Source organism: Streptomyces sp. NPDC046805, assembly GCF_040645355.1.
In the GTDB taxonomy this organism is placed as follows: domain Bacteria; phylum Actinomycetota; class Actinomycetes; order Streptomycetales; family Streptomycetaceae; genus Streptomyces.
Map to the genome: position 1 here is coordinate 1 of NZ_JBEYYC010000066.1, position 12,131 is coordinate 12,131.

Annotated in this window: 10 protein-coding genes and 1 pseudogene; 7 read left to right on the forward strand and 4 right to left on the reverse strand. The window is 67.1% G+C overall.

Translation table 11 applies throughout. From position 1 onward, the window contains the following. Positions 1-192, forward strand: a pseudogene (locus ABZ910_RS35605) (IS630 family transposase); the annotation flags it as partial. Between the two features lie 257 nt (positions 193-449). Here ABZ910_RS35605 and ABZ910_RS35610 read toward each other — a convergent pair. Further along, positions 450-1,253, reverse strand: a complete 804-nt coding sequence (locus ABZ910_RS35610) for a DUF427 domain-containing protein (protein ID WP_361373475.1) — start codon at positions 1,251-1,253, stop codon at positions 450-452. Positions 1,254-1,469: 216 nt separating this feature from the next. Then, positions 1,470-2,675 carry an IS110 family transposase gene (locus ABZ910_RS35615; protein WP_361373477.1) on the reverse strand — a complete coding sequence of 402 codons (1,206 nt, stop codon included), beginning with the start codon at positions 2,673-2,675 and terminating at the stop codon, positions 1,470-1,472. A gap of 969 nt (positions 2,676-3,644) precedes the next feature. Between ABZ910_RS35615 and ABZ910_RS35620 the strand changes: the two genes are divergently transcribed. From ABZ910_RS35620 to ABZ910_RS35645, 6 genes are all read left to right on the forward strand, one after another. Then, the gene (locus ABZ910_RS35620; RefSeq protein ID WP_361373479.1) at positions 3,645-3,872 is read left to right on the forward strand and encodes a hypothetical protein; all 228 of its coding nucleotides are present in this window, start codon (positions 3,645-3,647) and stop codon (positions 3,870-3,872) included. Positions 3,873-3,977: 105 nt separating this feature from the next. Then, positions 3,978-4,721, forward strand: a complete 744-nt coding sequence (locus tag ABZ910_RS35625) for a beta-phosphoglucomutase family hydrolase (protein ID WP_361373481.1) — start codon at positions 3,978-3,980, stop codon at positions 4,719-4,721. After that, positions 4,718-7,063: a glycosyl hydrolase family 65 protein gene (locus ABZ910_RS35630; protein ID WP_361373483.1), complete on the forward strand. Its 2,346-nt coding sequence runs from the start codon at positions 4,718-4,720 to the stop codon at positions 7,061-7,063. The genes ABZ910_RS35625 and ABZ910_RS35630 overlap by 4 nt, the downstream gene beginning before the upstream one ends. A gap of 1,051 nt (positions 7,064-8,114) precedes the next feature. Continuing rightward, entirely contained in the window at positions 8,115-8,714 is a 600-nt protein-coding gene (locus ABZ910_RS35635) for a molybdopterin-dependent oxidoreductase (RefSeq protein ID WP_361373485.1), read from the forward strand. Further along, the gene (locus tag ABZ910_RS35640; RefSeq protein WP_361373487.1) at positions 8,684-9,439 is read left to right on the forward strand and encodes a ferredoxin reductase; all 756 of its coding nucleotides are present in this window, start codon (positions 8,684-8,686) and stop codon (positions 9,437-9,439) included. Before ABZ910_RS35635 ends, ABZ910_RS35640 begins: the two co-directional genes overlap by 31 nt. A 1-nt stretch (position 9,440) precedes the next feature. Then, positions 9,441-9,734 carry a DUF6510 family protein gene (locus ABZ910_RS35645; RefSeq protein WP_361373489.1) on the forward strand — a complete coding sequence of 98 codons (294 nt, stop codon included), beginning with the start codon at positions 9,441-9,443 and terminating at the stop codon, positions 9,732-9,734. 369 nt (positions 9,735-10,103) lie between these two features. Here ABZ910_RS35645 and ABZ910_RS35650 read toward each other — a convergent pair whose 3' ends face one another. Further along, a complete protein-coding gene (locus tag ABZ910_RS35650) occupies positions 10,104-10,496 on the reverse strand; it encodes a hypothetical protein (protein WP_361373491.1) in 393 nt (130 codons plus the stop codon). A gap of 1,348 nt (positions 10,497-11,844) precedes the next feature. Next, a partial coding sequence (locus tag ABZ910_RS35655; RefSeq protein ID WP_361373493.1) for a transposase occupies positions 11,845-12,131 on the reverse strand: 287 nt, incomplete at its 5' end.

Consider the following 12,131-nt stretch of genomic DNA (forward strand, 5'->3'; position numbering starts at 1 on the left):
AACCCGGTCGAGGGCATCTGGTCCCTCCTGCGAAGGCGCTGCCAGGCCAACACCGCCTTCACCGACCCCACCCACCTGATGCGCACCCTGCGACGAGGCCTTCGCCAGGTCCAATACCAGCCCGACCTCATCGACGGATGCCTCACCGGCACCGGGCTCACTCTGACGACATCACGCCTCAAACGTCAGTAACTCGCGAGCGACGCCGCCAGCTTCGTGCACGGCGCGGCGGTACCCGTCGATGGTGGTCGCACCGCCGTCTGATCTGCGTATCCGACGGGAAGGCGCACCCATGTGGGCAAAGGCCGGGCCGTGTGCGCCGTCCCTGGTGATCCGAGCGACCCCGGCCGACTGCGCAGCGACGGCAGCGTTCGAGGATGGGTTCGACACCGATGCCCGCGGCCGCGCTGGTGCCGAGGGTGGTGGCCCAGCGGCTGGGCGTGCGGAAGTCAGGCGGGGTGTTGGTGTTCCCATATGGCTCTGGTGACGGCGGCGGGGCGTGGCAGCAGGTGGCCGTCGAGGTAGAGGTCCACGCGCTCGTTGTAGAAGGCGACCAGTCCGGCGATGGGCGCTACCTGCCGGGTCGGGAAGTCGTATGCCCAGGCGAGGTCGGGATAGGTGGCTGTGTCCGTGGTGACGGACCAGTAGCCGCTGGTGTTGCCCTTGTAGGGGCAACTGGTGACGGTGTCGGTCGGGTGCATGCGGGTCCAGTCGATGTGCACGCGGTCGAGGTAGTAGCGCGTCGGTAGGCCTGTCTCCAGCACCATCACCGAGGAGGGCGCGTCTGCGAGCACGGCTCCGTCGAGCATGACACGGACACTGCGGCCCGACCGGAGAGCGTCGACACGGGTGTAGGGATTCCTGGGGTGGACGAACACCTGCTCGTCCTCCTCGAACCATGCGTCGATGGCCTCCCAGCGGAAACTGACACTGCCGGAGACGCCGGGAGGTGCGTCGTCGTCCCACTCCCAGGCTGCGCCCGGGCGGGTGAGCGAGCCCAGCCGGAGGGTGTGACGGCGTGCCCTGCCGACCCGTAGCGCCATGGTCCGGCCCTCGTCGAGGAGCGCCCCGTCGCGGATGTCTTCCCGAGGGATGCAGTACTGCGGGTAGCCCGGCCACAGCCACACATAGCGCGCCCGTACGGTGTCGAAGACGGGAAGGTTCGCGGCATAGCCGCGGACGCGGCGCGGTACGGGTTCGACGTGGCCGACCGGGACGATCATTTCCGGGTAGTCCGGTGTGAAGTGCTCCATGGGCCTTGTCCTCATCGTGGTTCGTGCCAGTCCTGCGGGGCCGAGCACGCATCCCAACGGCATCAGGCAATCACGGTGGCGGCTGTCCGGCATCCTGTGCCGTCGGCGGGCGGAGATGGCTTGAGCGTCCTAGCTAGAGATCTTTGACTCGTAGCTTTCTGCTGGGTGGTTCGTTGAATCTCAATGACCTGTCAAGTGCCGCAGGGGACGGGAGCTTCAGCCGCCGGCCGGGGCGGGCGCTGGGGTGAGTGTGTACGGGCGGTGGTCGCGGAGCATCGCCCACAGCACGTCGACGCGGCGGCGTGCGAGAGCCAGGATGGCCTGGACGTGACGCAGCCCCTCGGCCCGTTTGCGCAGGTAGAAGTCTCTGGAGGGGCCGGGATACATCATGGCGCTCTGTGCAGAGAGGTAGAAGACCCAGCGCAGGCGGCGGTCGTACCGTTTGGGTCGATGCAGGTTGCCCGTTCGGCGTCCGGAGTCGCGTGGGACGGGCGCCAGGCCGGCATGCGCGGCCAAGCGGCCCGCGTCGCGGTAGGACGACAGATCTCCGGCGATGGCGATGAACTCGGCGCCCAGAATCGGGCCCATGCCAGGCAGCGACTCGATGATGTCGGCCCGGTCGTCAGCGCGGAAGGATTCGCGGATCTCGCGGTCGTTGGCCGCGATCCGTTCGTCGAGCGCGAGGAGCTGATGGGCCAGCTCAGCCAGAAGAGCTGCGGCGCGGGTCTCGCCCGGCAGAACGGTGTGCTGCTGATTCGCCGCTTCGACGGCCTTCTCCGCTATCTTCTGAGGGCTGCGGATCTTGCGATGCTGAAGCCACGTGGTCAGCCGCTTCACGCCGATGCGCCGCAGGGCGGTACGTGTCTGATAATGCGTCAGCATTACGACCGCGCCTTTGGAGCGGGCGTAATCGAAGGCGCTCTCCAGGGCCGGGCTTATTCCGCACAGCAGGTCGCGCATCCGGTTGATGAGGCGGACTCGGTCCGCGATCAGATCGCGTCGGTTGGCGGTCAGCAGCCTGAGGTTGCAGACACGTTCGGGCGGGATCGTGATCGTGCTGAAGTCCCGCCGGACGCGGACCATGTCCGCGATGATCAGGGCGTCTTTCGCGTCGGTCTTTCCCTCGCCGCGGTAGCCCTCGGCCGCACGGCTCACGCTCCGGCCGGGCACGTAGGTTATCTGCTGGTCGTGAGCGGCGAGCAGGACCAGCAGCAGTGTCGCGGTCTTGCCCCTCGGGTCGACTGCCCACTGGACTTCGTCTGCGGTTTCGCAGGCGGTGGCGATGAGGCTGAGGATCTCCGATTCGCCGTTGGAGATCTTTCGGGAGAAGACGGCTTCACCGGCGGCGTTGATCGCTACAGCCCAGTGGTGTCCCTTGCCGACGTCGATACCAACCCATAAGCGTTCGCTCTGAGTGTCCACTGCTACGGCTCCATTCCTTGCTGACCGGCCTTTCGTTGGTCCCTCGGAACACTCCGCAGCAGGCCCTTAACCAGCGATGACCGCAGATCTCAATCAGCAACACAGAGCGTCCCGGAGGACCAGGTGGCCATTCAACGAAAGCCACAACAACGGCAACCGTGCATCAGCCATGCCCGGTCCTCCCGGACCGTCACCATTGTCCAGCAGTCTGGTATCAGCCGTGCCTGGTCCTCCCGAACCACCACTGATTCTTAAGGGTCTGGGATGAGCAGATTGGAGGCGCAACGGGCCGTGCCGGCAGCCAAGTTGGGAGCGATTCTGCCGCACCTCGACGAGCGGCAGCGCCGTATAAGGGCTATCGCCAGGCGGCCTGGCCGACCGGTACGGCTCGCCTCCGCGAGGACGTTGTGCGGTGGCGAGGCGGCCTATCCTGTCCGAGGGGTGACAGACACAGAGCTTGCCGTGACGAACAAACACGGGCCCAGGAGTGTGCTCATGGTGACGATCCTGCTGCCCAGCGTGTTTGCTCTGCTCGCGGCCGGGAGCAACGCGCTCGGGACGGTATTGCAGCGGCGCGCCGTGGTCTTGCGCTTGTGATCGGAGGGGCCGTCTTTCACGTCGCCGTGACGCCGAAGGCCTGGTTCTGTGTGGCCTGCATTGTCGGTGGACTGACGCTGGCACTTTTCTCCCTCGCTCCTATGGGGGGTCGTGCACAGGTGCCCGGGATTTGGTGGCTGCCAGCAGTCGCGGTCACCGGAGGGACCGGCGCTGTCCTTGTTCTCGTCGGTCTGCGACGTCCCGTCGGTCTGATGCGAGCGGCTGCCCTCGCAGTGGCCGCGGCCATCGGAAACGCCGTCACCGCAGCGCTGGTCAAGTCGGCCATGAACATCCTCCCTACTGCTCGGGATCGCCATGCAAGGGGGCCCTCTCATCGGCTCTCAACCTGCTTTGACGCTTGGCGATGCCACGGTGAGTTTCTGCCTCGGCGTGACGATCTACGGGGAGCACCCGCGTGCCGGATTCTGGCTCGTACCGGCCCTGCTGGGACTGGGGGTGCTCCTCTACGGAATTTTTGGGCTGTCTCGCACCCAGTGCCTCGCACAGTGCCTCGACCCGGGCGAGGACGAGCTCGACGCCATCGTGCAGCCTGCCGAGCGCCTGGATGAAAAGGGGCGAGCGGGAAGCAGCTTGGGGTAGGAGCGGCCTGTCTCTTGAGCCCAGCGACAGTCGTCACAGACACCGATGCCGTTTGCCCCAGCGTCGGCGGGAATGGGAGAGACCGGCACGGGTAGAACTCAAATTGTGACAAAGCTGGGCCTTCCAGACGGAGTGGGGGCATGCCTATTCGATCTCGATGGCGTGCTGACCGAGACCGCAGTCGTGCACGCCGCCGCGTGGAAGGAAACTTTCGACGACTTCCTGCGGCGGCGCGAGGGACCCGCCTTCCGTCCCTTCGATGCGACGGCCGACTACGAGCAGTACGTCGACGGGCGCCCGCGCGCCGACGGGGTACGGGTCTTCCTGGCCTCCCGCGGGATCGAGCTGCCGGAGGGAGGGGGCGATGATCCACCGGGGTCGGCGACCGTGCACGGGCTGGGCAAGCGCAAGAACGCCCTCTTCCTGGAGAAGATCCGCACACATGCTGTCGAGCCGTATGCAGGGTCCGTCCGGTACGTCGATGCCGTAAGAGAAGCCGGACTGGGCACGGCCGTCGTCTCCTCCAGCGCAAACTGCCAGCAGATCCTGATCGCTGCGGGCATGAACGACCGCTTCGACGTGCGCATCGACGGCCGGGTCGCTGCGGAGCGCGGGCTCCCCGGCAAGCCGCACCCGGACACCTTCCTCGAAGCCGCGCGCGACCTGGGGGCCGAACCCCGGGCGGCGGCCGTGTTCGAGGATGCGCTGGCCGGTATGGACGCGGGACGGGCCGGTGGCTTCGGGGCCGTGGTGGGAGTCGACCGCGTCGGCCAGGCGGACGCGCTGCGCCGGCACGGTGCCGACATCGTGGTGTCGGACCTCTCCGAGTTGCTGGAGGTTCCGACGTGATCAGTCACCCCGCCTACGCCGTCGAGCCCTGGTGTCTGCGCGAGACCGAGCTGAACCTGGATGTGCTGGCCCAGAGCGAATCCGTCTTCGCCCTGTCCAACGGGCATGTCGGCTGGCGCGGCAACCTCGACGAGGGTGAGCCGTACGCCCTACCCGGCAGCTACCTCAACGGCGTGCACGAGCAATATCCGCTGCCGTACGCGGAAGGGGGCTACGGGTTCCCGGAATCCGGGCAGACGGTGATCAACGTGACCAACGGCAAGCTCATCCGGCTGCTGGTCGACGACGAACCGTTCGATCTGCGCTACGGACAGCTGCAATCCCACGAACGCGTGCTCGACCTGCGCGGTGGGCTGCTCCACCGCGTCTGCGAGTGGACCTCGCCGGTCGGCAGGACGGTACGCGTGCGCTCCACCCGACTGATCTCCTTCAACCAGCGCGCCGTCGCCGCGGTCGCCTACGAAGTGGAGCCGCTGGGCGCCCGGACGAACCTGGTCGTCCAGTCGGAACTCGTCGCCAACGAGCAACTGCCCGCCGTCACCGGCGATCCCCGGGCCGGCGCCGCCCTGGAATCGTGTCTGCGGCCCGAGGAGCACTCCGCGATCGACGCGCGGTTGCGCCTGGTGCACAGCACAACGCGTAGCAAGCAGCGTGTCGCAGCCGCAGCCGACCACGTGGTACGCGGCCCCGGATCCACCCGGACGTCCAGCGAGAGCACGGATGACGTGGGCCGCCTCACGGTCACCGCTGTCCTCGACCCCGGCGAGACGCTGCGCATCGAGAAGTTCGTCTCGTACGGCTGGTCCAGGATGAGATCGCTGCCGGCTGTGCGGGACCAGGTGGAGGCCGCGCTCGCCGGGGCGCGAAGCATCGGCTGGCAGGGCCTGGTCGACCAGCAGCGGGAGTTCCTCGACGGCTTCTGGCGGCATGCTGATATCGAGGTCGACGGTGATACGGAGATCCAGCAGGCCGTCCGCTTCGCTCTCTTCCACGTCCTGCAGGCCGGCAATCGGGCCGAGCAGCGAGCGATCCCTGCCAAGGGCCTGACCGGATCCGGATACGACGGGCACTCCTTCTGGGACACCGAGACGTTCGTTCTGCCGCTGCTGACCTACACCTCGCCGAACTGCGTCACGGAGGTCCTGCGCTGGCGACAGAACACCCTGCCGGCGGCACGTGCCCGTGCCCGCCAGCTCGGACTGCGGGGCGCGGCCTTCCCATGGCGAACGATTGAGGGAGCGGAATGCTCTGGGTACTGGCCGGCCGGCACTGCGGCCTTCCACATCAACGCCGATGTCGCCGCCGCGGTCGTGCGCTACGTCCGGGCCACCGGCGACGCGGACTTCGAACGGCGGACCGGTCTGGAACTGCTGGTGGAGACCGCCCGGCTGTGGCACTCCCTGGGTCATCACGACTCCGGCGGCCGCTTCCACATCGATGGCGTCACCGGCCCCGACGAGTACAGCGCACTGGCGAACGACAACGCGTACACCAACCTCATGGCCCGGGTGAATCTGCAGGCGGCTGCCGACGCGGCCGAGCGCCATGCGGCTCAGGCCGCGGCACTCGGCGTCGATGAGGCGGAGACCACCGGCTGGCGTGAGGCGGCCAGGGCGATGTCCGTGCCCTACAACCGTGCCCTGGGCGTCCACGAGCAGTCGGCGGGCTACACCGGCCTTGCCGTGTGGGATTTCGTGGGCACACGGCCCGAGCAGTATCCCCTGATGCTGCACTTCCCCTATTTCGACCTGTACCGGAAGCAGGTGGTCAAACAAGCGGACCTGGTGCTGGCGATGTTCCTGTGCGGTGATGCCTTCGATGAGGACCAGAAGTCGCGGAACTTCGCCTACTACGAACCGCTGACCGTCCGGGACTCCTCGCTGTCGGCCTGTGTCCAGTGTGTTCTGGCCGCCGAAGTGGGGCAGCTGCGTCTGGCCTACGACTACCTGGGGGAGGCGGCGCTGATGGATCTGGCGGACCTGGAGAGGAATACCCGCGACGGCCTGCACATCGCCTCCCTCGCGGGAACATGGATCGGATTGGTCGCCGGGTTCGGCGGTATGCGTGACCACGGCGACATGCTGCACTTCGACCCAAGGCTGCCCGAACAGCTCAGGCGGCTGGCCTTTTCCCTGTGGGTGCGGCACCGCTGTCTGCGGATCGACATCACCGGCTCACACGTCACCTACGTGCTGGCGGAAGGCGAACCCATACAGATCAGTCACTGCGGCGAAGTGATCACACTCTCCAACGAGGCGCCACAGACTCGTCCCGTCGAGCCACCGACCGCCCTGCCCGAGCCCGCACAGCCACCGGGCAGACAACCCGCACCACGCCACTGACCCACCGCCGACGACCCCCGCGCCGAGCACCCCACCGGACAGTCCGGTCAGCCGGGGCCCGGCGAACGCGGTAGTGATGGCACCCCACGAGCCAGAGGGCACCGAGGTGGCGAGTGCATCGGCCGAGTCGTCGTGAGACTCCGGGCGGCCAGGTGAGTGGAACCATCGAGGGCAACCGCATAGAAGCCATACCCAGTGTCTCTGGGTCTCTGGACCTTACGATGGCCCGTCCAACCCACGAACAAGGTAGGACCGCATAGCCTCAAAACGAGATCACCTAGTGGCCGCCGATACATCACTCCAGCGAACGTGACCGCGGAAGGCAGGCATCTCGGCAACAGGAGTACACAATGCATCGTGGAGGTTTGGGAGGTATTCTCACCGAAAGTCGGCCTGAAACTGGATGTGTGGAAAAGATGTCAGGCAGGTGACCGTGCTGCCCGTCAGCGGAGGCATGACCGACGCAGAGTAGGTCATGCAGCTGCGCCCGCGAGGGCTCCTCGCACGAAGACCTCACCCACTGCCTGAGGGGTGAGCTGCCGGAAGGGTTGCCCCGGGGGGCGACGGGAGACACGGCCGACACCGACGGAGAGTGCATTGACGACCCAGTCGGCGACGAGCGTGCGGGACGCCCCTTGGGCTGGGACACCAATGTCACTGGCGCCGACTACGACGGCGACGACTACTGGGCTCGAGATGTCGGGTCCTGACGGCGGTGCGGTTTCTGTGCAAGAGGCGGCTGTACACGTCGTTGCAGACACCAGGGACGACGAGTGAGTCGCGGCCCAGAGCCGTTCGGAGCAGACTCGTCCGGGCTGCTGCCCCTGACGGTGCCGTTCGAGCGGGGCGGGCGCACGGCCGACTGGGTGATAGGACGGGCATTTCGCCCCGGAGGGTATGGGGCGCACTGTCATCGCTAGGCAGTGTGGGGAGTCATGGACGGCCTAATGGGGCAACTGGCGGCGGCAGAGGTAGCGAGGCAGGCAGTTTCAACGCTCTCTACGAAGAAGCAGTCACAGAGTATCCACGCTGAACACCGAGGATGGCGAACATGCCGATCATCTCGCGAGGATTCCACGGGCGGCGCTCTCCTTCGCAAGAGAAGCTGCCACCCGGGCAGTACGAGACGACGGGCTTTCCCGTGCTGGCGGCTGGGCCCACGCCCCGTGTACCGACCGACGATTGGGAACTGACCGTGGTCTCGGAGTCCGGCACACAGCACACCTGGGACTGGCCCGCCCTGAATGCGCTTCCGGCGGAGTCCCCGACGGTCGACCTGCACTGCGTGACCAAGTGGTCTAAGTTCAATACCCAGTGGCAAGGCGTGTCCCTCGACGTCCTGATGGCAGATGTACGGACGGAGGCCGAACACGTCCTCGTGTCCTCGTACGGCGGCTACACCACCAACGTGCCCCTGACGGATCTGCTCGACGGTCAGGCCTGGATCGTGTTCGCCTACGACGGTCACCCTCTTGCACCCGAGCACGGCGGACCGGCCAGGCTGCTCGTGCCGCACCTCTACCTGTGGAAGTCCGCGAAATGGGTCCGCAGGTTCGAGCTTCGCGAAACGGACGAGCCGGGGTTCTGGGAGAGCGCTGGCTATCACAACTATGGAGACCCATGGCGAGAACAGCGGTACAGGGGAGACTAGGCGACCGCCTCCGCTGGAGGGCGGCCGACGTGACCAGCCGACGTAAGGAGTCCGCTTCGGCCCGCACGCTATCCCTGGAGGTTTTGGACTGGCCCGGACACCTGGCAGGGCAGCACGTGGACGTGCGGTTGACGGCAGAGGACGGCTACAGCACTCAGCGGAGCTACTCGATCGCCTCGGTGGCGGACGGCGCCCGCTTGGACCTCACGATTCAGCGCACACCCGGAGGAGAGGTATCGCCTTACCTGACAGATGAGCTGATGCCCGGTGACCAGTTGGAACTGCGGGGGCCCGTCGGAGGGTGGTTCGTGTGGAGCCCGGAGCAGACCGAGCCGGTTTTGTTGGTTGCCGGTGGCTCAGGGCTCGTGCCGCTCATGTGTATGATCCGCTCCCGCGCTGCGACCGGCAGCCGCACGCCCTTCCGGCTCGTGTACTCCCTGCGAACACCCGCCGAGCACCTGTACGCGCCCGAACTGCGCGTCGGCTCACCGGGCCTGGACACGGCCCTTATCCACACCCGTGAGGCTCCTCCCGGAGCGCCCAGGCCGCCTGGACGCATCACCCCGGAGGACCTGGTCCAGCACGGCTGGCCGCCGGATTTCGAACCGACCTGCTACGTCTGCGGGCCCACAGCGTTCGTCGAGAAGGTCGCGGCTTACCTCGTGCTGCTCGGGCACGACCCGGGACGCATCCGCACCGAACGCTTCGGCGGCAGTGGAGGTTGACATGATTCCTGCAGAGCAGGGCGTAGCGGATGCCGGCTACGTGGACGGCAACGTGCTGGCGGGTCCTTTGTCCGAAGTCTTCGTGGCCGACGTGACCGTCGCAACAAGCCAATGCGTCCATTGCGGATGCACAGGACCTGTAGCACGGCTCCACGTCTACGCAGACGCGCCGGGGCTCGTGGCCCGGTGCCAGAGCTGCAGCGAGGTCGTCCTGCGGATCGTGCGCACGAAAGGGGCAGTCTGGGTCGACATGCGCGGCACCGTGGCCCTGTCAATCCCCCTGGAGGCGGAATGAGGCGCTCCGGGCTGGTTTCGAGGCGGACCCGCGCTATCTGGCAGACCCTTCCGACCCCGACGATGAGGACGGCCATCACGACTACGTGAGGGCCGGCAGATGGACAGCCCTGGATTCGCGGTTTGGTCTCGGGGATCAAGCGGAATGCGCGGAACTGCGGCCATGCGTACCGGAAACGAGCAGCTGTGCGATTCTCGCGGAAGCCTGCAGGGGTGCGTTACGTACCAGTTTGATCACCGTTGTTCCTTGCCGCCGCAGTCGGCGATGTCGCCGGCGGTTAGGTGAGGGACAATTGCTTCCGACCTGGCCTCGCTCGGGGCGCTAGGCCGAGGGGGTAGGCCCTTGGGGCTGCAACGCCTCTGACTCATGCTACTCGCTGGTTCGGGCCGCCTCGTCGTTCCTGATGCCCTTTTCAGCCTCGGTCTCCTCGGCTGCAACCTCTTGTGCGACGCTGAGGACCCTGTGCAGGCTCGCAGAAGGGATCACTACGCCCCCAGCGCTGTCCATGTAGACGTAGTCGCCTGGTTCTACACACACACCGGAGATTTCGACGGCTACGCCGAAAGCGTGAGGCATCACTGTGTCGCCGCCCCATCGGACGGCCTCCCCCCTGCACCACGTAGCAAAGCTGTAGCTGCGCAACTGACCGAAGTCCCGTAGTCGGCCGTCGACCAGGACGCCCGACAGCCCGCTGCGGTCCGCTCTGGCCAGCTTGGTGCCGCCGCCGTGGGACACGTCAGGGTAGCCGCCACTGGAGAGCACCAGTACTTGGCCCGCGAGTGGCCTCTCTCCGACCGCCCCCGGTAGAAATACCCGAAGTCTAGGTCTGCCGCAGTCAGGTCCTCACGGTAGGGCACGTAGGAGATGGTGGCCGCGGACCCGAACAACGGGCGACCGGGGTCGGGGCTGGTCATGGACGGAATGTGCGCCCGATGGCTGTGGATCCGGCCCATAGCATCGACGAGCGTGGCGCACCCCAGCCGGGCGGCCTTCGCAGCCAATGATTCGTCCTCCATGTCTCGCCTCTCTATACCCGTCCAGCACAGGGCCGGTAACTGCCCGGTGCTGGACGGCTCTGGAAACCGCGGAGAAACACGGCTGCTGGCGGCTCCGCCAGCCCAGACTCCCGGCAGAAGATCTTGTAGCCGTCCACCACGTCGCGGTGGGGCACGTAGCCATATCCCACACCATTTCGCGCGCTGCCGGCGGAACCTGAAGCTTCGCGCCGGAGAGGCGGCGCCGGGCACCAGGCAGCGAGCCGGGACGCGTCGGAAGGAGTCTGGTCCGAAAATAACGTCTGACTGACCGCGGGTTGTGGGTGAAGGTCACGCCGCTTCGATGGGTTCGAAGCGGGTGGTGAGGCTGAGGGCGTTGGCTTGTCGGGTGATCCGGTGGAGGGCCCGTTCGAGGGTCGTGCTTGGTGTAGTAGTTGCCGCCCAGGTCGTGGAAAGCGGTGTCGTGGGTGAGCATGTGCCACACGGCGGTGAGGATGGAGTGCTCGAGGGCGACCAGGCTTTCTTCTTGCGCAGGCGGGGCATCAGTTGCATGTAGTGGGCGCCGAGGTAGGTGCGGTCGCGGGTGCGGGAGGCGGCCATGGCCGCGGTGCCGAGCGCGGCACCGAGCCAGCGGTTCCCGGCGGGCGCTTGCTGTCTACAGCTAACGCGCGATGACGCGGCTGACCGCCCTGATGGCGGGCGGCCGCTTGGTGGGAACGGCGCTGTTCACGCTCGGACCCGCCGTCGGGGCACTGTGGCCGAGCAGGTGGTGGTGCGAGCGCGGCAAGCCGGGCGAAGTCGGCCTCGGTCAGCGGCGGGCAACGGCAAGTGGGGACGAGCACTCACCCTGCGCGAGCCCGCTCAGCGGGCCGCGCTCCAGCAGCGCCGCCGCGAACAAGGCACCGACGCCTGGCGGGAACGCTACCGACCGCGGGCCGGAATCGAGGCAACGTTCTGCCAGACACCGCACCCACGCGCGTCGAAGCCGCTACCGGACCGCCGCCGCTACCCACTTGGGCCACTGTCTCGCGGCCACCGCCGTCAACCTCATCCGCATCGATGCCTGGCAGCAAGGCCACCGCCCAGAGCGCACCCGCACCACCCACTTAGAGCTCCTAACAAAGGCGTCGGACATGCCGGTGGGTGATCAGGCAGGTCGCGAGGCCGAGGAAGGCCTCATGGATGTCGTCGCGTCGCTCCCATCGGATCCGCAGGCGACGAAAACCGTGCAGCCAGGCGATGGTGCGCTCGACCACCCAACGGAAGATGCCCAGGCCAGAGCCGTGCTCCACGCCTCGTTCGGCGACGACCGGGCGGATACCGCGCTGCCACAGCAGTCGCCGGTACTTGTCGTGGTCGTAGCCGCGGTCGGCAAGCAGCGCGTCGGGCCGGTGTCTGGGCC